The organism is Mycobacterium sp. WMMD1722, assembly GCF_049315205.1.
Classification (GTDB): Bacteria; Actinomycetota; Actinomycetes; order Mycobacteriales; family Mycobacteriaceae; genus Mycobacterium.
Window position 1 is genome coordinate 3011368 of sequence record NZ_CP186056.1, and the last position, 21464, is coordinate 3032831.

The window sequence follows — 21464 nt, forward strand, 5'->3', positions numbered from 1 at the left end:
GGTCAGGTTGGCCGTCGGCCCGCCGTCGTCACCCAGGAGAACCATGTCCACTGATTTCGACCGCAGAGACCGCACGGCGTTCGACCTGACCAGCAAGGTAGTCGTCGTGGTGGGAGCCGGCCAGAGCGCCGGACCTGGCATGGGCAACGGGCGGGCGACCTCGATCCTGGCCGCACGCCACGGCGCGACGGTGGTGGCAGCCGATGTGAACCCCGCCGCGGCGCGCGAGACGGTCGACATGATCCTCGCCGAAGGCGGCAGCGCCTACGTCGTCGAGGCCGACGTCACCCGAAAGGACGACTGCCAGCGCATCTTCGACACCGCGACGACCACCAGCGGACGCGTCGACGGCATGGTCTACAGCGCGGCGACCAATCCGCCGTTCGACTTCGAGACGAACTCGATGACAACCGAGAACTTCGACATGGGCATCCACGTCAACATGCTCGGGTGCTACTACTGCAATCTGTTCGCCGCGCAGTGCATGGAACGCAACGAGGGTGACACCACGGGCAGCATCGTCAACATCTCGTCGATCGCCAGCGTGAAGAACGAGATCGGGTTGAACATCGGCATCATGCCCTATGCGCTGGGCAAGTGCGGGTTGAACCAGATCACCGAACTCACCGCTGTGCAGTACGCCGAGGCGGGGATCCGCGTCAACACGCTCATGCTGGGGCCCATCGACTCCGTTCTCGCTCAACGTGATTCACAGTCACTGTTCGGCGTGGACGCCGAGGAGGCGACCACGCGCCACAATGAGGTCGTCAAACTCAAGATGGGTCGCGGCACGGTGTGGGAGAGCGCCTACGCCGCGGTGTATCTCCTCACCGACGAGTCGCGCTTCATGACCGGCCAGCAGATCCGACTCGATGGCGGCGCTGCTCTGGTGCGGTGACCTCGACCGCACCCAGATCTGCCCGAGCCCTGCCACACTGCACGGATGCCCGAGTTCGAGACACTGCTCTACCGCACCGATCCACCGGTGGCCACGGTGACGCTCAACCGCCCCGACCACCTCAACACCATCGTCCCGCCGATGCCCGACGAGATCGAGTCGGCGATCGGCCTGGCCGAACGCGATCCACAGATCAAGGTGATCGTCCTGCGGGGCGCCGGCCGCGCGTTCTCCGGCGGATACGATTTCGGCGGCGGCTTCGAGCACTGGGGCGAGTCGATGAACACCGGTGACCGTTGGGATCCGGGTAAAGACTTCGCCTTCGTCACCGGCGGCGCCACCGCGCCGACGGGGAAGTTCATGGCGATCTGGCGGTCGAGCAAGCCGGTGATCGCCCAGGTCCACGGCTGGTGTGTCGGGGGCGCCAGCGATTACGCGTTGTGCGCGGACATCGTGATCGCCAGCGACGACGCCGTCATCGGCACCCCGTACGCACGGATGTGGGGGGCGTACCTGACCGGCATGTGGCTCTACCGGCTCAGCCTGGCCAAGGCGAAATGGCACGCCTTGACCGGCGAGCCCCTGACCGGCGTCGAGGCGGCCGCCGTCGAACTGATCAACGAGTCGGTGCCTTTCGAGCGGCTCGAAGCCCGGGTGTCAGAGGTGGCTGCCCGGTTGAGCCGAATCCCCCTGTCGCAGTTACAGGCTCAAAAGCTGATCGTCAACCAGGCCTACGAGAACATGGGCCTGGCGTCCACCCAGACCCTCGGCGGCATCCTCGACGGTCTGATGCGCAATACGCCCGAGGCGCTCGAGTTCATCGACACCGCGGCAGCTCAGGGCGTGCGCGCGGCGGTGCAACGGCGCGACGGCCCGTGGGGCGATTACAGCCAGGCTCCCCCGCACCGGCGGCCCGACCCGTCGCACATCATCGAACCCTGATCACTGCGGTGGTCGCCGCAGCCCGCCCACCATCGACACCACCGCGCCGACCGCGACCAGGGCGACGCCCGCGATGAGTGTGAGGTTCAGCCAGTGGTGCAGGCTCTGCTCGGCGTGGCCGACCATCAGATCGGCCACCACCCGAATGTTGCCTTGCGCGTTGTCCAGTGCGGCGTCGATGTAGCGGCCGGCGACCTCCAGTCCGGCCCAGCCCGCCGCGCCGACCAGCAGCGCCGAGACGCCCAACGCCGCCAGACCCTTACCGCGCCGACGCGCGGCGGCGAGCGTCAGCAGGGCGAAGGTCGCGGCCAGTACGGCAGCCCCGGCGCTCAGCCACGGTCCCCACGTCGCGACGGCGTGCAGGCGGCCGGGCCGAAGGTCCGCGGACGACGCGGTGACCGGAACCGTCAGCGTCTCGGGGACGTCGAGGTCCAGGTCACCGAGCGTCGCCTTGAACGAGGGGTCCGACAGCATCGGCGCGATGTCGATCAGCCACTGGTCCGGCGATCCGCCCTGGGGCACACCGTCGAACACCCATCGATGCGCAATGCGGTTGGCTTGCGCGAACTGCCCCGGGAACCCGGAGTTACCGGTGTAACCGGCAGCGACGTCGTGGACCAACTCCGGGTTCAGGTCGTAGCCGCGACCGGCGGCGAACTCGGTGAACTCGGTGGTGAGTTCGTCGGCCATCGCCTGTTGCAGCAGCGGATCCGCAGCCGCCGATGCGGCCAGATCGGCATAGCCCTGCTCGGAGACGATGTGCCGCTGCGCCCACACCGCGGGGACGGCGACGGCGAGCAACAGCGTGGTCAGCAGCCACAGCAGCGCTGTCAACACGAAGCGCAAACGCCGTCCTCCTGTCGGTCGAAGGACAGCTGGGCGTCAGTCGGTCAGGGCGCGTCCCACGATGAGCGGGTCGGCGTGGCCGACCACCTCATGGTCCTTGTTGTCGTAGTCGAACTTACCGAGCACGTGGCGCATCGCGTTGAGCCGGGCGCGCTTCTTGTCGTTGCTCTTGACCACGATCCAGGGCGCGATCTCCGTGTCGGTCAGCTCGAACATGTCCTCTTTGGCCTGCGTGTAGGCATCCCATTTGTCCAGCGAGGCCAGGTCGGTCGGCGAGAGTTTCCATTGGCGGACCGGGTCGACCTGCCGGATGGTGAACCGGGTGCGCTGCTCGGACTGCGATACCGAGAACCAGAACTTGGTCAGACTGATCCCGTCGTTGACCAGCATCTGCTCGAAGAGCGGCACCTGCCGGATGAACAGGGCGTACTGGCGCTGCGTGCTGAAACCCATAACCCGCTCCACGCCGGCGCGGTTGTACCAGGAGCGGTCGAACAGCACCATCTCGCCGGCGGCCGGCAGATGCGAGACGTAGCGCTGGAAGTACCACTGCGTGCGCTCTCGATCGGTGGGCTTCTCCAGGGCCACCACACGGGCTCCGCGTGGGTTCAGGTGCTCCATGAACCGCTTGATCGTCCCGCCCTTGCCGGCCGCGTCACGCCCCTCGAAGACGATGACGTGCCGGTGACCGTTGGCCTGGGTCCACTTCTGCAGTTTCAGCAGTTCGATCTGCAGGAGCCGCTTCTGCTGCTCGTATTCTTCGCGCTTCATCCGCGCGTCGTACGGATAGTTCTCCCGCCAGGTGTCCACGACGCGGTCCCCGGGCTGCAGCAACAGCACCGGATCGTCGTCATCGTCATCGCGAACGGTGTATCCGTCGATCGCCAGAGTCACCGCCTGAAGATATCGGCCGTCCGGTACGTCGCGGTGACGCGAAGGTGAACGGCTGGTGGGCTACTTGGACATGCGGCGCGGGCGCAGCAGCGCCAGCTTGGTCATCATGGTGTTCATCCGCTTGAGCGCCTTGTCGGAGTTGTTGTAGTAGTTGCCGCCCGCCCCGACGTTGGTGCGCGGTGCGACCACCGTCTCGATGCGGCAGTACTTGCGCAGCCCTTCGGGGCCGCCGAACCGGGCACCGATGCCCGAGGTCTTCCAACCGCCCATCGGCGCGGTGGTGCACATCAGGTTCGAGATCACGTCGTTGATGTTCACGCCACCGCAATCAAGCTGCAGGGCAACGTCTTTGGCGCGATCGAGATCCTTGGAGAACACTGCCGCGGACAGGCCGTAGGGGCTGTCGTTGGCCAGCCGGATCGCTTCGGCGACCGACTTCACCTTCATGATCGGCAAGGTGGGGCCGAAGGTCTCCTCGGTCATACAGGACATCGTGTGGTCGACGTCGACCAGCACGGTGGGCTCGTAGAAGCTGCCCGGGCCCGAACCGCGCTTGCCGCCGGTCAGCGCCTTGGCGCCCTTGGCGACGGCGTCGTCGACGTGACGTTCGGTGACCGCGACCTGGCTGTCGTCGATCAGGGCGCCGAAGTGGTTGCCCTCACCCGCGCCCATCTTCAGATTGCGCACGGCGCGCACGACCGCGTCGACGAACTGGTCGTAGACCGCCTCGAGCACGTACACCCGCTCGACGGAGACACAGGTCTGCCCGGCGTTGAACATCGCGCCCCACACCGCGGCGTTGGCGGCCAGATCGATGTCGGCGTCCTCCAGCACGATCATCGGGTCCTTACCGCCGAGTTCGAGGCTGACCGGGGTGAGCCGGCGCGCGGCGCGCTCCATGACCTTGACCCCGGTGGCCGACGATCCGGTGAACTGGATGAAATCGGAGTTGTCGATGACCGCCTCGGACACCTCGCGCGCGCCCTGGACGAGGGCGAGCACGTCGGGGGCGCCGGACTCCTGCCAACCGCGCAGCAGGAGTTCAGCGGTCAGCGGGGTGCGTTCGGACGGCTTGAGCAGCACCGCGCAGCCGGCGGCGAGTGCACTGATGGCGTCCATCAAGGCGTTGGCCACCGGATAGTTCCAGGGCGCGATGATGCCGACGACCGGACGCGGCCGGTAGTGGACGGCGATCTTCTTGATCGACAGGAAGGGCAGCGAGGCCGGCCGGGTGTCCGGGGCCAGCGCCTTCTCCATGGTGCGCACGTAGTACGAGGTGATCATCAGGATCAGAGGCACCTCCTGCGCCGCGTCGACGGCGGACTTGCCGGTCTCCTTGATCAGGAGTTCCTCGATTTCGGCGCGGTGCTCACCCAGCCAGAGCGCGTAGCGGGCCAACACCTTGGCGCGACCGGCCGCGCCGCGGGCCTCCCATTCGCGCTGCGCGGCGCGCAGACCGGTGGCGATCCGGGGCACATCGGCGGCGGCGGTCCAGCGCACGGTGCCGGCAACCGCCCCGGTGGCGGGGTTGTGAATGGTGCTCGTGTCGGGCGCATCAACGTCAGGCGTCGCGGTCATGACCCCATGTTAACCGCCGCTTGTGACGTAGGTCGCACCGGGGTTGACACCTGTCAAGAAGCACCGCGGCCAGCGCCACCACGGAGCTGCCCAGGAGCAGCCCACCGACGGTGTCGGTGAAGTAGTGGTACGTCGTGCCGACCGCGTACATCCCCGCCGCGATCAGCGCCACCGCGGCGACCACCGCCCAGCGCCGTGCCGCGACCAGCGCCACCATCCCGACCGCGACGACCAGGGCCGTGACGTGTCCGCTCGGGTAGGCCAGTGCCCCGTCGAGTTCCCGGCCGAACGCGCGCTTGAGTCCCTGCGCGGCAGCGATCGCGACCAGCGGGCAGATCGCGACGGCCACGGCCAGTGGGTACCGCCGGCGCCCCAGCGCCACACCGCAGGCCCCGGCTAGCAGCGCGATGAGGAACCGTTCGTCGACCACCCACAGCAGCCAGTCCGGACCGTCGATGCGCAACAGCCGGTCATCCAGCCGGTTCGAGCCCCCGCCGACGAGCCAGCCCAGCAGCACGGTCGCGGTCGCGCCGATCGCGGGCCACCACCGCAGCGCCGCGGACCGATTCAGCGGGCGATGCCCCGCGCATAGGCCGCCTGGCCGAGGTGCTGGGCGCAGTCGTCGATGATGCTCACCAGCCGGGCGCTCGCGGTCACGGGCGGATCCCAGTTCTCGTCGATCACCTGGTCCAGATCGGCGGCGGTGACCGACGCGACGTATTCCAGGGTGACCTTGTGGACGGCGTGGTAGTAGCCGGCGAGCAGATCGGCCGACACCTGCACCTTGCCGACGTCCTCGGCGCTGTGGCCGTATCCGGTGTCGTCGGCCGGCAGGTCGAGGCCGAAACGCTCGACCCAGCCGTCGCGGATCCACACCTGCTCGACCCCGGCGATGTCGCACAGCTGGGCGTCCTGCACCCGCGCGCTGTGCCAGAGCAGCCAGGCGATGCTGTTGGCGGTGGGGATGGGACGGAACAGCGCCACCTCGTCGGTCAGATCGTCGGTGAGCCGGTCGACGTGCTCGATGAGCCGGGTGAAGGAGTCACGCAGGAGTTCGCGGGCCGCAGCCGCATCCGAGTCAGCCATAGGCGCAACGTACCCGCGCGGTGCGGCCGTCATTCATATGCCTTGCACTTCATATGACTGTATGGTTATATGATTGTCGTGGATGCGTTCGCGGTGATCGCCGATCCGAACCGGCGGCGCATCCTCGACGCGTTGCGGGAGGGTCCCGCCGACGTATCGAATCTGGTTGCGCAACTGGACATCTCGCAACCGTTGGTGTCCAAGCACCTCGGCGTCCTGCGCGACGCGGGTGCGGTGGCCGTGCAGGTCGAGGGCAAACGGCGGATCTACCACCTCGCCGAGGACCCGCTACCGGCCGTGCTCGCCTGGGTGACGCCCTATCACCGGAGGTGGGCGCGCAGCCTCGACCGCACCCTGGCCGGTGAGCGGCCGGGGCGAGCGCTCGGCGAGCAGGCCGTCGCGCGCGGCTGGGCGGAGCTGCGCGACGACTACGAGCGAGCGTTGCGTTAGCTGCTGGGCCCGCCACCGTGGAAGACGGCCTCGACGTTGTTGCCGTCGGGATCACGGACGAACGCGCCGTAGTAGTTCTCGTGGTACTCCGGCCAGAGCCGAGGCTCGTGCAGTGGCTCAGCTCCGAGTGCCAGTGCGGTACGAAAGAACGCCTGCACGCTCTCGGGGTCCTTGGCGCTGAACGCGATGTGGTTCTCCCGATTGGGACCCGCGACGTGACCGGCGGCCGCATCGCCGATCCAGAAGGACGGGTGTCCCTCGGAGCCGTAACCGACGGCCATCCCGACGTCCATCTGCCGCGAGAAACCCAGCACGCCGAGCACCTTGTCGTAGAACTCCTTCGACGCGGCGAGGTCGGCGCAGTTGATTCCGAAGTGATCGATCACCGGCCCATCGTAGATTCGACCTATGACCTTCGATCTGGTGATTCGTCACGGCACCATCGTCGACGGGCTGGGGGGTGAGCCGTTCACCGGCGACGTCGCGGTGCGAGACGGCGTCATCGCCGCGGTCGGCACCGTCGCCGGGACCGGCGTCCGAGAACTCGATGCCGCCGGCCTGCTGGTCACCCCCGGATTCGTCGATCTGCACACCCACTACGACGGACAGGCGATCTGGTCCGAGCGGATGACCCCGTCCTCGGCGCACGGGGTGACCACGGCGGTGATGGGCAACTGCGGGGTCGGATTCGCGCCGTGCCGGCGCGCGGACCACGATGTGCTGGTCGACGTGATGGCCGGCGTCGAGGACATTCCGGGTGTGGTGATGGTCGACGGGCTGCCGTGGGACTGGGAGACGTTCCCGGAGTATCTCGACGCGGTGGAAGCGCGACGCAGGGACATCGATGTGGCCGCCTATCTGCCGCATTCGCCGCTGCGGGTGTACGTGATGGGGCAGCGCGGCGCCGACCGCGAACCGGCCGACGCCGACGACCTGACCCGGATGCAGGCGCTGACCAGGGAAGCGATCGAGGCCGGCGCGCTGGGGTTCGCGTCGTCGCGATTCGCGTTGCACAAGACCTCGAGCGGGGCACCGATCCCGACCTACGACGCCGCCCAGGCCGAGATCGCCGCCATCGCCGCCGGGGTGGCCGAAGGCGGCGGCGGGCTCATCCAGTTCGTGCCCGACATCCCGGCGGGCGGCTACGAGACCGTGCTGCAGCAAGTGTTCGAGGTTGCCGCCGATGTGGGTCTGCCGGTGACGTTCTCGCTGCTGACCGGCAACACCGGCGATCCGATGTGGCCGCAGGCGATGAACCTGGTGGAGAAGTTCAATTCCGGCGCCGCGCCGGGTGACCCCCGCGTCACCGCGCAGATGTTTCCCCGCCCGATCGGCATGGTGATCGGGCTGGAACTGAGCGGAAATCCGTTCATCATGTATCCCAGCTACCAGCAGATCGCCGATCTGCCGATCCCCGAACGCGTCGCGCAGATGCGTGAACCCGAGGTGCGCGAACGGATCCTGAACGATCAGCCGTCGGCGGCGGGACATCCGTTGATGTTCATGGTGCAGGCGTGGAACTGGATCTATCCGCTCGGAGCGGATCCCGACTACGAACCGGACGCGTCGTCGTCGATCGCGGCGCGCGCCCAGGCCCGCGGCGTCACACCCGCTGAGGAGGCCTACGATCGGCTGCTCGACGACGACGGGCATGCCATGCTGCTGGTCGCGCTGGGCAACTACGAGAACAACTCGCTGGACACCGTCGGTGCGCTGATGCGCCGCGACGACGTGGTGCTCGGCGTGGGCGACGGCGGCGCGCACTACGGGATGATCTGCGACGCAAGCTATCCCACCTTCCTGCTCACGCACTGGGCGCGCGACCGGGCCGCGGGCCGGCTGTCGGTCGCCGCCGCGGTGCGAGCACTCACCTCGGTGCCCGCGCGCGTCGCCGGGCTCGCCGATCGGGGGCGCATCGCCGTCGGCTACAAGGCCGATCTCAACGTCATCGACCACGCCGCACTCAAACTGCACAAACCTGTCGTCGCCCACGATCTGCCGGCGGGCGGACGACGGCTCGACCAGACCGCCGACGGTTACGTCGCCACGGTGGTGTCGGGCGAGATCATCGCCGAGAACGGCGTTCCCACCCGGGCGCGGCCGGGGCGGCTGGTGCGCGGACGGCAGCCGGAGCCGTCAGCCCGCTGACTTCTTCAGGGCCGGATGCTGGCTCTTGAGCAGCGGCAGCAACACCCGGCGGGGCAGGTACTCGAAGATCCGCGTACTGATCTGATTGGGCAGTCCCGGGATCACTTCGCCGCGACCGTCGGCCAGTCCGTCGATCCCGGCCTTCGCGACCGTGCGAGACGGTACCCACATGAACTTCGGAAACGCCTCGGCAAAGGTGCGTTCGTCCATCCCCGCGGTCTGGAGGAACTCCGTGCGGACCGGCCCGGGATGCAGCGCCGTCACCGTCACGCCGGTGCCGGCGAGCTCACCGCGCAGCCCGTCGGTGTACGAGCGGACGAAAGCTTTGGTCGCCGCGTAGCCCGCCTGGCCGGGAAACGGCTGGAAAGCCGCGGTGGAGCCGACGTTGAGGATCGCGCCGCGTCGGCGCGGCACCATCTGCTGAACCGCGCGGGTGGTCAGATCGATCACCGCCTCGACGTTGACGCGGACCTGGGCGATCTCGGCGTCGGGTGTGGACTCGGCGACCGCGCCGATGGTGCCGAGCCCGGCGTTGTTGACCAGGATGTCGACGGTCAGGCCCCGTCGTTCTACCTCGTCGAACAGGTCGGCGCGCGCGACGGGGTCGGCGACGTCGCAAGCGATGACCTCGACGCGAACAGTCTTGGAGAGCTCGTCGGCGAGTTCGCGGAGCCGGTCTTCGCGGCGGGCGACCAGCGTGACGCCGTGACCGCGGGCGGCCAGTTCGCGGGCGAGGTCGGCGCCGATGCCGGACGAGGCTCCGGTGACGAGTGCGGTGGTGGTCGGTGTCGGGGTGGGAAGCGGCATGTCATACCGAACCACGCGCGACGCCGTTGATGTTCCCGCGGGGGCGTCGAGTGTGCGCTCTGTGTATCGATCCGCCGCTGTAGACGTCCCTGCGGCGCACAGTCGCCGTCAGATCGGACAACCGGCCTGTCGAAGCTTCGTCCGCACGCGATCGATCACCGCGTCGGGCCGCCGCAACATCGGCGCGCTGACGCGGATCACGCTCCAGCCCATCGCCTCCAGAAGCGCGATCCGCTCGATGTCCCACGCACGCTGTCGGCTGTCGGTCCAGTGCTGGACGCCGTCATACTCCACGGCCACTTTCCACTCCCGCCACCCCATGTCCACGCGGATGAAGGCCTCGCCGTAGTCGTCGAAGAACTCGATCTGAGTCTGCGGTTTCGGCAGTCCGGCCGCCACCAGTCGCATACGCAGCCGACTCTCCTGCGGCGACTCGGCTCCACCGTCGACGAGCTTCAGCACCGCCTTGACCTGCCGCACACCGCGCAGACCCGGGCCCGCCTCGGCGATCCTGCCCACGTCGATCGGAGTGGAACCGGTGGCGTTCAGCAGCGCGTCGAGGATGGGCACGGCTTTCGGCGGCGGCCGCGTCCGGCCGATGTCGAATGCGGTCCGCGCAGCTGTCGTCAGCCGCACACCGCGTCGCACGCAGATGTGCTCCGGGGCAAGCGAATACGCGCGGACCACAACACCTTTCGGACTGTGCCGGTCGGCGCGGATCACTTCGGCGGGCGCGTCGTCGTCCAGCCACCGCGTGCCGAGCACCGCCGCCGCCGACAGTCCGACCAGCACCGCGTCCGGCCCCGCCCACAGCGCTGCGGCTCTGGCCCGAGTCAGCGCCGTCAACGGTACGTCGGCGCGTAGGTAGACGTCCGGGAGCAGCCGCCGATACCGGCGGCGCAGATCGTTGCGGGTCAGCTGCCTGCGGGCCAGGGCCTCGCTACCGCGGATGAGTTCCATACCCGGACGGTGGACGCGGCCACGGACACCGGCGCATCAGCCTCCGGCGCCGAGTGTGCGGCCTGTGGACCGATTCGCCGTTGTGGACGTCCGCACGGTCCACAGTCGGCGAACGCAAACGAAAAAGCCCCTGGCGCGCGGAGCGCAACCAGGGGCTTCTTCGTGAGTGGGACTTAGAAGTCCATACCGCCCATGCCACCGGTCGGGTCGCCGGCGGGTGCGGCGGCCTTCTCCGGCTTGTCGGCGACGACGGCCTCGGTGGTGAGGAACAGCGCCGCGATGGACGCCGCGTTCTGCAGCGCCGAGCGGGTGACCTTGACCGGGTCGGCGACGCCGGCCTTGAGCAGGTCCTCGTACTCACCGGTGGCGGCGTTCAGGCCGGTGCCGGCGGGCGAGTTGGTGACCTTCTCCGCGACGACGCCGGGCTCGAGCCCACCGTTGAACGCGATCTGCTTCAGCGGGGCCGACAGCGCCACGCGGACGATGTTCGCGCCGGTCGCCTCGTCACCGGTGAGCTTCAGCTCCTCGAGCGACGGAGCCGCCTGCAGCAGGGCCACGCCACCACCGGCGACGATGCCCTCCTCGACGGCGGCCTTGGCGTTGCGGACCGCGTCCTCGATGCGGTGCTTGCGCTCCTTGAGCTCCACCTCGGTGGCGGCACCGGCCTTGATCACCGCAACACCGCCGGCCAGCTTGGCCAGGCGCTCCTGCAGCTTCTCGCGGTCGTAATCGGAGTCGCTGTTCTCGATCTCGGCACGGATCTGAGCCACGCGGCCGGCGATGGCGTCGGTGTCGCCGGCGCCCTCGACGATGGTGGTCTCGTCCTTGGTCACCACGACCTTGCGGGCCTGGCCCAGCAGCGAGATGTCGGCGGTCTCGAGCGACAGACCGACCTCTTCGCTGACGACCTGGCCACCGGTGAGGATCGCCATGTCCTGCAGCATCGCCTTGCGACGGTCACCGAAGCCCGGGGCCTTGACGGCGACGGACTTGAAGGTGCCGCGGATCTTGTTGACGACCAGGGTCGACAGGGCCTCACCCTCGACGTCCTCGGCGATGATCAGCAGCGGCTTACCGGCCTGGATGACCTTCTCCAGCAGCGGCAGCAGATCCTTGACGGTCGAGACCTTGGAGCTGACCAGCAGGATGTAGGGGTCCTCGAGGACCGCTTCCTGACGCTCGGCGTCGGTGACGAAGTAGCCCGAGATGTAGCCCTTGTCGAAGCGCATGCCCTCGGTGAGCTCGAGCTGCAGGCCGAAGGTGTTGGACTCCTCGACGGTGATGACGCCCTCGTTGCCGACCTTGTCCATGGCCTCGGCGATCAGGTCGCCGATGGACTGGTCGCCGGCGGAGATACCGGCGGTGGCAGCGATCTGCTCCTTGGTCTCCACCTCCTTGGCGGACTTGAGCAGGGTCTCGGTGACCTTCTCGACGGCCTTCTCGATGCCGCGCTTCAGGCCGAGCGGGTTGGCGCCTGCGGCCACGTTGCGCAGGCCCTCACGGACCAGCGCCTGGGCGAGCACGGTGGCGGTGGTGGTGCCGTCGCCGGCGACGTCGTCGGTCTTCTTGGCGACCTCTTTGACCAGCTCAGCGCCGATCTTCTCGTACGGGTCCTCCAGCTCGATCTCCTTGGCGATGGACACGCCATCGTTGGTGATCGTGGGGGCGCCCCACTTCTTCTCCAGGACGACGTTGCGACCCTTGGGGCCCAGCGTCACCTTTACCGCGTCGGCGAGGCTGTTGAGGCCCCGCTCGAGGCCGCGACGGGCCTCTTCGTCATACGCAATTGTCTTGGCCATTGCGAAGTGATTCCTCCGGATTGCGGATGCACGTTCTTGTTGGCCGGGCCCAGTGCCCGCGACGGACGACCAAGGCTGTGCTCGCAGAACTTGCGGCCCCGGTCTCACCGTCCCGACCTAGCACTCACCGGTCGCGAGTGCCAACTGCATTTCTAGCACTCGACCTGGGCGAGTGCAAGGCATCACGGGTGATGCGGCAGGACCCGCAAACCGTCCATGATCACCGCGGTGAGCCGGTCGGCCACGGCGTCGCCCTGACTCTGCGATGCCTTGCACATCGTCAGCAGGGCCTTGACTTCGGCGACGCCGACGTCGGCGCGGACCGTGCCCGCCCGCTGACCCGCCGCCAGCAGGTCACCAAGCACGCCGAGGAAGGCGGCCTCGGCGCCGGGAGCCGCGCAGTCGAGGTCGATGCCGTAACCGCTCAGGGCCTCGACCATGCCATGGTCGACGGCACCGGTGCGCACCGTCTCCTGCACGAAGTCGAACAGCGCGGTGGCCGGGTCCGCGGCCAGCAGCGCCCGCCCGTTGTCCACGACACTGCGCACCCGGTCCTCGATCACCGCCTCGAACAGCGATTCCTTGGTCGGGAAGTGCCGGTAGACGGTTCCCGGCCCCACCCCGGCGCGACGGGCGATCTCGTCAATCGGGACGGCGATGCCCTGTTCGGCGAACAGTTCGTAGGCGACCTCGAGCACCCGGGCACGGTTGCGCGCCGCATCCGCGCGCAGCGGCCGATCCGGCTGGGCCACGTCACCACCTCCCACCGACAGCGCCTTCGACAAAGCGGAGCGCACGTTCCGTATAGTCGACGAAAGCGGGGCGCTCACTCCGTTTCATTCTACGAGAGGACCTACACGTGACACGCTGGACCGCCGAAGACATCCCCGACCAGACCGGCCGGACCGCCGTCATCACCGGCGCGAACACCGGCCTGGGCTATGAGACCGCGCGGGCACTGGTCGCCCACGGCGCCCGGGTCGTGCTCGCGGTGCGCAATCTCGACAAGGGCAAAGCCGCAGCCGACCTGATCGCCCGCCGCTATCCAGGCGCCGACGTCGCGGTGCAGGAGCTCGACCTGACGTCGCTGGGGTCGATCGAATCGGCGGCCGAAAGCCTGACGGGCGCCGAGGACCGCATCGACCTGCTGATCAACAACGCCGGGGTGATGATGACGCCGAAAGCGACCACCCAGGACGGCTTCGAGCTGCAATTCGGCACCAACCACCTCGGTCACTTCGCGCTGACCGGCCGGCTGCTGGACCGGCTGCTGGCCACACCGGGCTCGCGGGTGGTCACGGTGAGCAGCATGGGCCACCGGTTCGCTCGCGGCGGCATCCGCTTCGACGATCTGCAATCCGAGCGCAGCTACAACCGGCTCCGTGCCTACGGACAGTCGAAGCTGGCGAATCTCCTGTTCACCTACGAGCTGCAGCGTCGGCTGCGCGGGCGTGACGTGATCGCGGTCGCCGCTCACCCCGGCGGCTCCAGCTCGGAACTGTCGCGCCACGTCCCCGGCCCGGTGCAGGCGGCATTCGGACTGATCGAGCAGAGTACCGAGATGGGCGCACTGCCCACTCTGCGTGCGGCGACCGATCCGGCCGTCCTCGGCGGGCAGTACTACGGGCCCGGCGGCCCCGCCGAACTGCGCGGCCATCCGATGGTCGTGGCGTCCAGCCGTCGCTCCCATGACGTCGAGGCCCAGCACCGGCTGTGGACGGTCTCCGAACAGCTCACCGGAGTGGCATTCCCCGTCTAGCGTGAAGCCGTGTCGCTGGTCGTCCCGCCGTATCCCCCGCCCCGCTACACCGCTGACGAACCCGAAGTCAGCGCCTGGCTCAAACGCGGTGACGAGGCCCCGGACTACGACTCGTTCGGCCTGGTCCAGTACCACTACCTGGCGAACCAACAGGCGACCGGCGGCGACTACGGCCTCTACCGCGTGCAGATCGCGCCCCGGGGCGGGGGCCCGGGCCCGCATTTCCACCGCGCGATGAGCGAGGCGTTCTTCGTCCTGTCGGGCACCATCTCGCTCTACGACGGCACGCGGTGGGGCGACGGACACCAGAACGACTTCCTCTATGTTCCGCCCGGCGGTATCCACGGATTCCGCAACGAGTCCGATGAGCCGGCGTCGTTGCTCATGCTGTTCGCTCCCGGCGCACCGCGTGAGCACTATTTCGAGGGGTTGGCCCAGCTCGGCGAGATGACCGATGACGAGCGGCGCGAGTGGTTCATCAAGAACGACAACTTCTTCGTCTAGACACGCGACCTGCGGACACGCCGGGGAAGATGCGCGCGCCGAACCGCCTTGCCTAGACTGCAATCCGGTCGAAAGGAGTCATCGGGTGCGGGCTGACGCAGCGCCCAGCACCCAGGCGTTGCGGGGCTGGCAGCGACGGGCTCTGGTCAAGTACCTGACCGCCAAGCCACGCGATTTTCTGGCGGTCGCCACACCCGGCGCGGGCAAGACCACCTTCGCGCTGCGCATCGTGGCTGAGTTGCTGGCCGAAGGCACCGTCGAGGCGGTCACGATCGTGGTGCCGACCGAGCACCTCAAGATCCAATGGGCCCAGGCCGCCGCCCGCAGCGGCATCGCGCTGGACCCGAAGTTCTCGAACTCCAATTCGCAGACGTCCGCGGAGTACCACGGGGTGGTGGTGACCTATGCCCAGGTCGCCAGCCATCCGAGCCGGCACCGGGTGCGCACCGAGAACCGCAAGACGCTCGTGGTGTTCGACGAGATCCACCACGGCGGTGACGCCAAGAGCTGGGGCGACGCGATCCGGGAGGCCTTCGACGACGCGACCCGACGGCTGGCGCTGACCGGAACCCCGTTCCGCAGCGACGACAGCGCCATCCCGTTCGTCACCTACGAACCCGGACCCGACGGACTCGCGCGCTCCCGGGCCGACCACACCTACGGCTACAGCGACGCCCTGGCCGACGGCGTGGTCCGGCCGGTGATGTTCATGGCCTACTCCGGGGAGGCGCGCTGGCGCGACAGCGCCGGCGAGGAACACGCCGCCCGCCTCGGCGAACCGCTGACCGCGGAGCAGACCGCGCGGGCGTGGAAGACCGCACTCGACCCGAGCGGCGAATGGATGCCCGCCGTCATCGCCGCGGCGGACAAGCGGCTGCAGGGCCTGCGCCAGCACGTCCCCGACGCGGGCGGGATGATCATCGCCTCGGACCAGACCGCGGCCCGGGCCTACGCCGAGCTGCTGGTCAAGATCACGGGCGAGACCCCGACGGTGGTGCTCTCCGACGACAAGGGCGCCTCCGAACGCATCTCGCAGTACGCCGCGAGCACGTCGCGGTGGCTGGTCGCGGTGCGCATGGTCTCCGAAGGGGTCGACGTGCCGCGGCTGGCGGTGGGCGTCTACGCCACCAGTGCCTCGACACCGTTGTTCTTTGCCCAGGCGATCGGCCGGTTCGTCCGCTCCCGGCGCCCCGGTGAGTCGGCCAGCATCTTCCTGCCGTCGGTGCCGAACCTGCTGATGCTGGCCAGCGAGATGGAGGCCCAGCGCAACCACATCCTGGGCAAACCACACCGGGAGACGCTCGACGACCCGCTCGAGGCCGAACTGGCCAAACAGCAGCGGGACGAGCCGGGCGAGGACGAGAACAAGGTGACCTATCTGGGCGCCGATGCCGAGCTCGACCAGGTCATCTTCGACGGCTCGTCGTTCGGGACCGCCACTCCGGCCGGCAGCGACGAGGAAGCCGACTATCTCGGCATCCCCGGCCTGCTCGACGCGGCGTCCATGCGTGATCTGCTGCGTCGCCGCCAGGAGGAGCAGCTCACCAAACGCACCGCCTCCGGCGAGCCGCCGCCGGCCACCCCGTACGGTCAGCTGCGGGATCTGCGCCGCGAACTCAACACGCTGGTCTCGCTGGCCCATCACCGCACCGGCAAGTCGCACGGCGCGATCCACAACGAACTGCGCCGGATCTGCGGCGGCCCGCCGGTGGCCGCGGCGACGTCGGATCAGCTGCAGGCCCGTATTGCGGCGGTGCGTTCGCTGAAGGCGTGAGATCGGCGGGTCGTACGGTCAGCCGGGTCAGAACCCGAGCAGCTCCGGCAGATCGGCGACCGAGTCGATGACATGGTTGGGCTGCATCGCGAATTCGTCGGCGGCCCAACGGTCGAGGGTGTCCTGGCGGAATTTGCCCGTGCGCACCAGCACCCCGGTCATACCGACCACCTGCCCGGCGAGCACGTCGTTGTTCAGATCGTCGCCGACCATGTACATCTCGTCGGCGTCGACGCCGAGCCGGCCGGCGGCGGCCAGGAAGCCCTCCGGTGCGGGCTTGCCGACGGCCGTCGCTTTGCGCCCCGAGGTCTCTTCCATCCCGATCAGATACATGCCGGTGTCGATGCGCAGCCCGTCCTCGGTCTTCCACGAGGTGCTGCGGTGCATCGCGACCACCGGGACGCCCTGGGCCATCCAGTCGTACACCCAGCTGAGCGTCAGATGGTCGTACTCCGGTCCGGCACCCCCCAGCAGCACCACGTCCGGCTTCTCGGGCTCGTTGCCGGGGCCGTACTCGCCCGAGTACACCAGGTCGACGCCGGCCATGTCGGCACCGATGCGGCCGCTGTTGACCAGGAAGCAGCGCGCGCCCGGATAACGGTCACGCACGTATTCGGCGGTCAGCACCGCCGCGGTGATCACCTCGTCGGCGCTCACCCGCATCCCGGCCTCGGTCAGCAGGTCGGCGATCTGAGTGCGGGTCTTGGTGGTGGTGTTGGTCAGATACGAGCGGGCGACCTGGCGCTCGGCCAGGACGTCGAGCGTCTGCGCCGCACCGGGTATCGGACGCCAGGACGTCACGAGGACACCATCGATGTCGAAGAGCACCCCACCGATAGCCATGCGCCGACAGTAAACCGCCCGCTTCACCGCGCAACTCGGACCCGCTCAGCGGCGCGCCCAGGACACCTCGTCCACCCAGGGGCATACCTGCGCGGCGATCGACCACGCCGTTTCCGCCGGCACGTCCAGCACGCGGTAGGCCTTCTCCCCCGCGGCCGTCGCGGCGATCAACGTCGCGACCCCGGCGCGACGCTGGAAGAACGACTGACGCACCGTCCAGCCGACGACACCGGCACCGGCGATGCAGTCCCGGCGCCGCTCCACACTGCCCGCCCGGGCCACCAGCCACCCGTCACCGACGCGGTGCCCGAGTGCCCGAACGCGATCGGCGGCGAGCAACGCAGACACGGCCGTCCCGGCCACCCATACCGGCCACACCCACACCGGCACGGCCGTCACAGCCGCGGCGACCACCAGCGCCACCAGTGCGACCGCGGGTGCCAGCAGAGCCCGCGTCCACCGCCGACGCACGGCAGCCGGCCCATGCCCGCGCAGCGGGCCGGTGACGTCGTCGGGCCGGCCGATCAGTTCCGCGAGCACCTGCCGCGCGGTGGCCGCCGGGCACGGCGGCAGCAGCAGCGACGCCTCGCCCGCACCACTGACACCGGTCATCACGGCATCCAGCCGGGCGCCGCCGAAGGCCCGCACGAGCAGCGGTTCCCGCAACGTCCCGCCGCGCAGCCGGCGCATGTCGAACGTCTGCTCCCGCATCCGCAGCAGTCCGTGCCGCAGATGGAGCACGCCCCCGGATTCCGAGGTGTCGCGGCGCAGCTCGAGATCGCCGTAGGTCAGCAACGAACGCAGCACCGACAGCACCACCGACGCCACGAGGACGACGACCACCGCGACGGTCACGGTGACCGCGACGCCGTATCGACCGGCCGCATCCCTGCCGTCCTCGGCGAGCCCGGAGGTCCGCAGCAGCGCGCCCGCGCCGGACTGATAGAGCAGTCCGGCCGCGGCGGCGATCATCGTCAGGCCGGTGAGGCTCAGCGGGCTGTAACGCAGCCAGCCCGGCCGCCAGCGGGCCAGTACCCGGCCCTGCGGCGCGGTCTCGGCGGCCGGTGTCAACGAATCGGCCAGCAGCACCGCTCGCAGCCGCGGCACGTCGCCGGCGGGCACCGCGTCGAGGGCGAAGGCGTCGTCCCGGCGGGCCTGCTGACCCGTGCTCACCCGCAGCACGGTCAGCCCGAGCAATCGGTGCAGCACCCGGGCGTCCGTGGAGACCGATCGAATTCTGTTGCGCGGCAATGCGATGACTTTGCGCTGCAGGATGCCCGCGCGCAGCTGGACCTCACCGGGCTCGATGCGATAGCTGGTGGTGAACCACCGCGCCACTCCGAGGCCGAGGGTGATCGCCAGCGCGGCCACCGCCCACAGCGGATTGCCGGTGGCCGACCCGACGGCGATGAGGCCGATCAGCGCAGGCAGCTGCCGCAGCACCTCGTGGATCGGATGCACCAGCAGCATCCGCGGACTCAGCCGCTGCCAGCCGTCGGTCACGTCGCATCCTCCTCGCCCAGGGCCGCGATGTCGGTCAGCCGGGCGACCAACCGGTCCGCGACATCGGCGTCGAGCGCCATCACCCGTACGGCACCGGCCGACGACGCGGTGGTCACCGTGACGTCAGCCAGGCCGAACAGCCGATCGATCGGACCGCGATGGGTGTCGACCGTCTGCACCCTGGTGATCGGCGCGATGCGCCGCTCCTGGATCAACCACCCGGTGCGCGTGTACAGCGCCCGCTCGTCGAGATCCCACCGGTGCACGCGGTAGCGCCAGAGCGGTGCGACGAGCACCGACAGCACCGCACCGACGGCTGTGACCGCCGCCGCGGCGACATGCAGCCACGGCAGCGTCGGGGCGATCACCCACCAGACGATCTGCGCGGCCACTGCCACCACCCAGGGCAGCGCGGCCGAGACGGCCCACACCAGCGGTGCCCGCGGGCTGGGGCGGTGAGTCGGATCCGACAGCGTGACGGTCATGGTTCGAGCATGGCGCACGACGGGCGACGTAGGGTTCAGGCCATGAGCCCGAACAGCAAGTGGACCGCCGCTGACGTGCCCGATCAAGCCGACCGCGTCGCGATCATCACCGGGTCGAACACCGGTATCGGCTTCGAGGCCGCCCGGGTGCTGGCCGGGCGCAGTGCCCACGTGGTGCTCGCGGTGCGCAACACCGACAAGGGCCGCGCCGCCGCCGACCGGATCACCGCCGAGACCCCCGGGGCGGACGTGACGGTGCGCGAGCTGGACCTGACCTCACTCGACAGCATCCGGCGGGCGTCGGACGATCTGCGCGCGGAGTATCCGCGGATCGACCTGCTGATCAACAACGCCGGCGTGATGATGACCGAGAAGGGCACCACCAAGGACGGGTTCGAGCTGCAGTTCGGCACCAACCACCTAGGACACTTCGCCCTCACCGGACAGCTGCTCGACAATCTGCTGCCGGTCGAGGGATCCCGCGTCGTCACCATCAGCAGCGGCGGACACCGCTTCGGCAAGATCAACTTCGACGATCTGCAGTCCGAGCGGCACTACAACCGGGTCAGCGCCTACGGGCAGTCCAAGCTGGCGAATCTGCTGTTCACCTACGAGCTCGACCGCAGGCTCTCGGCCAAGGGCGCGCCGACCATCGCCGTCGCCGCCCACCCCGGCGGGTCGAGCACCGAGCTGACCCGCAATCTGTGGCCGGCGGTCCGGCAGCCGGTGGAACTGCTGTGGGGGCTGCTGGCCCAGAGCGCGCAGATGGGTGCACTGCCGACGCTGCGCGCCGCGGTCGACCCGGACGTGCGCGGCGGGCAGTACTTCGGTCCTGACGGGATCGGCGAACAACGCGGGCACCCGAAACTCGTGCAGTCCAACGCTCGCTCGCACGACGAAGCCGTGCAGCGCCGGCTGTGGGCGGTCTCCGAAGAACTCACCGGCGTCACGTTCCCGGTCTGAGCACGCGCCGTCATGCGGACAGTCGAAGAACACCAGCGGACCGTCGCCGCTCTGATCACCGCGCGGCCGAAGGTCGATCTGCCGATCGCCGAAACCCTCGGCCTGGTGCTCGCCGAGGACGTCGTCGCTCCCCTGTCGCTGCCCGGTTTCGACAACTCGGCGATGGACGGATACGCGGTGCACGCCGACGACGTCGCCGCCGCGACCGAGGACACCCCGGTGCGGCTGCCGGTCGCCGAGGACATCCCGGCCGGGCGCACCGATCCGCTGCGCCTGGCGCGCGGCACCGCGCACCGGATCATGACCGGCGCACCGCTACCCACCGGGGCGACGGCGGTCGTGCCGGTGGAGGCGACCGACGGCGCGACCGACACCGTGCAGATCCGGCGGGCCGCCCAGGCCGGTCAACATCTGCGCCACGCCGGGGAGGACGTCACCGCGGGCGCCACTGTGCTGCGTGCCGGCACCGTGCTGACCCCGGCCGCGCTGGGGTTGGCCGCGGCGTTGGGGTTGGCCGGACTGCCGGTGCACCCACGCCAGCGCGTGCTGGTGATGTCCACCGGGACCGAACTCGTCGCTGCCGGAGCCCCGTTGCAACCCGGGCAGATCTACGAGTCCAACGCCGTGATGCTGGCCGCCGCGGTGACCGACGCCGGCGGCGAGGTGGTCGCCTCCACCATGACCGGCGACGACGAGGACGCCTTTCGCGAGACCCTGCACCAGCACGCCGGTGCCGCCGACCTGATCATCACCACCGGCGGCGTGAGTGCGGGTGCCTACGAAGTGGTCAAGGATGCGCTCGGAGGCGGGGAGGTCGACTTCGTCAAGGTCGCGATGCAGCCCGGGATGCCGCAGGGATCGGGCCGGGTCGGCGGGACGCCGATCGTCACGTTGCCGGGCAACCCGGTCAGCTCGCTGGTGTCGTTCGAGGTGTTCGTAAGGCCGGCCCTGCGCACGGCGATGGGCTTCCCGCAGCCGGACCGGCCCCGGCGGACGGCCCTGCTCACCGAAGATCTGACCTCGCCCGGGGGCAAGCGCCAGTTCCGGCGCGGGGTGTTCGACCCGGCCCGGGGTGAGGTGACCAGCTACGGCCCGCCGGCCTCCCATCACCTGCGCTGGCTGGCGTCGGCCAACTGTCTACTCGAGCTGGCCGAGGACGTCACCGAGGTATCGGCCGGGACGCAGGTTCGCGTGTGGGACCTGAGCTGAACCGCCGGTGACCAGC

At 69.3% G+C, this 21464-nt stretch carries 22 protein-coding genes; 9 read left to right on the forward strand and 13 right to left on the reverse strand.

Annotated elements, in window-relative coordinates; translation table 11 throughout:
- Positions 1–43: 43 nt before the first annotated feature.
- Both ACN27E_RS14480 and ACN27E_RS14485 read left to right on the forward strand, forming a co-directional pair.
- A complete protein-coding gene (locus ACN27E_RS14480) occupies positions 44–898 on the forward strand; it encodes an SDR family NAD(P)-dependent oxidoreductase (RefSeq protein WP_422742406.1) in 855 nt (284 codons plus the stop codon).
- Between the two features lie 45 nt (positions 899–943).
- Positions 944–1840, forward strand: a complete 897-nt coding sequence (locus tag ACN27E_RS14485; protein ID WP_422742408.1) for a crotonase/enoyl-CoA hydratase family protein — start codon at positions 944–946, stop codon at positions 1838–1840.
- Here ACN27E_RS14485 and ACN27E_RS14490 read toward each other — a convergent pair whose 3' ends face one another.
- From ACN27E_RS14490 to ACN27E_RS14510, 5 genes are read right to left on the reverse strand one after another with little or no spacing between them, the layout of a single operon-like run.
- Complete coding sequence (locus ACN27E_RS14490) at positions 1841–2686, reverse strand: hypothetical protein (RefSeq protein WP_422742410.1); 846 nt, start codon at positions 2684–2686, stop codon at positions 1841–1843.
- A gap of 36 nt (positions 2687–2722) precedes the next feature.
- A complete protein-coding gene (ppk2, locus tag ACN27E_RS14495) occupies positions 2723–3580 on the reverse strand; it encodes a polyphosphate kinase 2 (RefSeq protein ID WP_422742412.1) in 858 nt (285 codons plus the stop codon).
- Between the two features lie 60 nt (positions 3581–3640).
- Positions 3641–5158, reverse strand: coding sequence for an aldehyde dehydrogenase family protein (locus ACN27E_RS14500; protein ID WP_422742414.1), 1518 nt, complete (start codon positions 5156–5158; stop codon positions 3641–3643).
- Positions 5142–5675, reverse strand: a complete 534-nt coding sequence (locus tag ACN27E_RS14505; protein WP_422742416.1) for a PA-phosphatase — start codon at positions 5673–5675, stop codon at positions 5142–5144. The genes ACN27E_RS14500 and ACN27E_RS14505 overlap by 17 nt, the downstream gene beginning before the upstream one ends.
- Before the next feature lie 50 nt (positions 5676–5725).
- The gene (locus ACN27E_RS14510) at positions 5726–6244 is read right to left on the reverse strand and encodes a mycothiol transferase (RefSeq protein ID WP_422742418.1); all 519 of its coding nucleotides are present in this window, start codon (positions 6242–6244) and stop codon (positions 5726–5728) included.
- A gap of 78 nt (positions 6245–6322) precedes the next feature.
- Between ACN27E_RS14510 and ACN27E_RS14515 the strand changes: the two genes are divergently transcribed.
- Positions 6323–6694 (forward strand): ArsR/SmtB family transcription factor, encoded by a 372-nt coding sequence (locus tag ACN27E_RS14515; RefSeq protein WP_422742420.1) that lies wholly within the window; start codon positions 6323–6325, stop codon positions 6692–6694.
- Here the strand turns inward: ACN27E_RS14515 and ACN27E_RS14520 are convergent.
- A complete protein-coding gene (locus ACN27E_RS14520; protein ID WP_422742422.1) occupies positions 6691–7080 on the reverse strand; it encodes a VOC family protein in 390 nt (129 codons plus the stop codon). The genes ACN27E_RS14515 and ACN27E_RS14520 overlap by 4 nt on opposite strands.
- 22 nt (positions 7081–7102) lie before the next feature.
- Between ACN27E_RS14520 and ACN27E_RS14525 the strand changes: the two genes are divergently transcribed.
- A complete protein-coding gene (locus ACN27E_RS14525; RefSeq protein ID WP_422742424.1) occupies positions 7103–8842 on the forward strand; it encodes an N-acyl-D-amino-acid deacylase family protein in 1740 nt (579 codons plus the stop codon).
- Here ACN27E_RS14525 and ACN27E_RS14530 read toward each other — a convergent pair.
- The 4 genes from ACN27E_RS14530 to ACN27E_RS14545 all read right to left on the reverse strand — a co-directional run bounded on the left by ACN27E_RS14530 (position 8831) and on the right by ACN27E_RS14545 (position 13160).
- Positions 8831–9649, reverse strand: coding sequence for an SDR family NAD(P)-dependent oxidoreductase (locus ACN27E_RS14530; protein WP_422742426.1), 819 nt, complete (start codon positions 9647–9649; stop codon positions 8831–8833). The two genes, ACN27E_RS14525 and ACN27E_RS14530, sit on opposite strands and share 12 nt — an antisense overlap.
- 108 nt (positions 9650–9757) lie before the next feature.
- Entirely contained in the window at positions 9758–10609 is an 852-nt protein-coding gene (locus ACN27E_RS14535) for an endonuclease domain-containing protein (protein WP_422742428.1), read from the reverse strand.
- A 173-nt stretch (positions 10610–10782) separates the two neighbouring features.
- Positions 10783–12408, reverse strand: coding sequence for a chaperonin GroEL (groL, locus tag ACN27E_RS14540; RefSeq protein WP_422742430.1), 1626 nt, complete (start codon positions 12406–12408; stop codon positions 10783–10785).
- A 182-nt stretch (positions 12409–12590) separates the two neighbouring features.
- Positions 12591–13160: a TetR/AcrR family transcriptional regulator gene (locus tag ACN27E_RS14545; RefSeq protein WP_422742432.1), complete on the reverse strand. Its 570-nt coding sequence runs from the start codon at positions 13158–13160 to the stop codon at positions 12591–12593.
- 107 nt (positions 13161–13267) lie between these two features.
- On the opposite strand from ACN27E_RS14545, the gene ACN27E_RS14550 reads away from it, so the two are divergent.
- The 3 genes from ACN27E_RS14550 (at position 13268) to ACN27E_RS14560 (ending at position 16445) form a co-directional block, all read left to right on the forward strand.
- Positions 13268–14167, forward strand: coding sequence for an SDR family NAD(P)-dependent oxidoreductase (locus tag ACN27E_RS14550; RefSeq protein WP_422742434.1), 900 nt, complete (start codon positions 13268–13270; stop codon positions 14165–14167).
- Positions 14168–14176: 9 nt separating this feature from the next.
- On the forward strand, positions 14177–14671 hold the full coding sequence (locus ACN27E_RS14555) for a cupin domain-containing protein (RefSeq protein WP_422742436.1): 495 nt from the start codon (positions 14177–14179) through the stop codon (positions 14669–14671).
- Between the two features lie 85 nt (positions 14672–14756).
- Positions 14757–16445: a DEAD/DEAH box helicase gene (locus tag ACN27E_RS14560; RefSeq protein ID WP_422742438.1), complete on the forward strand. Its 1689-nt coding sequence runs from the start codon at positions 14757–14759 to the stop codon at positions 16443–16445.
- A gap of 27 nt (positions 16446–16472) precedes the next feature.
- On the opposite strand, the gene ACN27E_RS14565 is transcribed toward ACN27E_RS14560, so the two are convergent.
- From ACN27E_RS14565 to ACN27E_RS14575, 3 genes are read right to left on the reverse strand one after another with little or no spacing between them, the layout of a single operon-like run.
- Positions 16473–17288, reverse strand: a complete 816-nt coding sequence (locus tag ACN27E_RS14565; protein WP_422742440.1) for an HAD-IIA family hydrolase — start codon at positions 17286–17288, stop codon at positions 16473–16475.
- 45 nt (positions 17289–17333) lie between these two features.
- Entirely contained in the window at positions 17334–18758 is a 1425-nt protein-coding gene (locus ACN27E_RS14570; protein WP_422749879.1) for a PH domain-containing protein, read from the reverse strand.
- 29 nt (positions 18759–18787) lie between these two features.
- Positions 18788–19276: a PH domain-containing protein gene (locus ACN27E_RS14575; protein WP_422742442.1), complete on the reverse strand. Its 489-nt coding sequence runs from the start codon at positions 19274–19276 to the stop codon at positions 18788–18790.
- Between the two features lie 42 nt (positions 19277–19318).
- On the opposite strand from ACN27E_RS14575, the gene ACN27E_RS14580 reads away from it, so the two are divergent.
- Together ACN27E_RS14580 and glp are read left to right on the forward strand one after the other, a co-directional pair.
- Positions 19319–20239: an SDR family NAD(P)-dependent oxidoreductase gene (locus tag ACN27E_RS14580; protein WP_422742444.1), complete on the forward strand. Its 921-nt coding sequence runs from the start codon at positions 19319–19321 to the stop codon at positions 20237–20239.
- 12 nt (positions 20240–20251) lie between these two features.
- Positions 20252–21448, forward strand: coding sequence for a gephyrin-like molybdotransferase Glp (glp, locus tag ACN27E_RS14585; RefSeq protein ID WP_422742446.1), 1197 nt, complete (start codon positions 20252–20254; stop codon positions 21446–21448).
- Positions 21449–21464: the final 16 nt, after the last annotated feature.

Bases quoted from the DNA above. Each gene is read 5' to 3' on its own strand.
- ACN27E_RS14480 (WP_422742406.1), top strand. From the start codon at position 44: ATGTCCACTGATTTCGACCGCAGAGACCGCACGGCGTTCGACCTGACC.
- ACN27E_RS14485 (WP_422742408.1), top strand. From the start codon at position 944: ATGCCCGAGTTCGAGACACTGCTCTACCGCACCGATCCACCGGTGGCC.
- ACN27E_RS14500 (WP_422742414.1), bottom strand. From the start codon at position 5,158: ATGACCGCGACGCCTGACGTTGATGCGCCCGACACGAGCACCATTCAC.
- ACN27E_RS14510 (WP_422742418.1), bottom strand. From the start codon at position 6,244: ATGGCTGACTCGGATGCGGCTGCGGCCCGCGAACTCCTGCGTGACTCC.
- ACN27E_RS14525 (WP_422742424.1), top strand. From the start codon at position 7,103: ATGACCTTCGATCTGGTGATTCGTCACGGCACCATCGTCGACGGGCTG.
- ACN27E_RS14530 (WP_422742426.1), bottom strand. From the start codon at position 9,649: ATGCCGCTTCCCACCCCGACACCGACCACCACCGCACTCGTCACCGGA.
- ACN27E_RS14535 (WP_422742428.1), bottom strand. From the start codon at position 10,609: ATGGAACTCATCCGCGGTAGCGAGGCCCTGGCCCGCAGGCAGCTGACC.
- groL (WP_422742430.1), bottom strand. From the start codon at position 12,408: ATGGCCAAGACAATTGCGTATGACGAAGAGGCCCGTCGCGGCCTCGAG.
- ACN27E_RS14565 (WP_422742440.1), bottom strand. From the start codon at position 17,288: ATGGCTATCGGTGGGGTGCTCTTCGACATCGATGGTGTCCTCGTGACG.
- ACN27E_RS14570 (WP_422749879.1), bottom strand. From the start codon at position 18,758: ATGCTGCTGGTGCATCCGATCCACGAGGTGCTGCGGCAGCTGCCTGCG.
- ACN27E_RS14575 (WP_422742442.1), bottom strand. From the start codon at position 19,276: ATGACCGTCACGCTGTCGGATCCGACTCACCGCCCCAGCCCGCGGGCA.
- ACN27E_RS14580 (WP_422742444.1), top strand. From the start codon at position 19,319: ATGAGCCCGAACAGCAAGTGGACCGCCGCTGACGTGCCCGATCAAGCC.
- glp (WP_422742446.1), top strand. From the start codon at position 20,252: ATGCGGACAGTCGAAGAACACCAGCGGACCGTCGCCGCTCTGATCACC.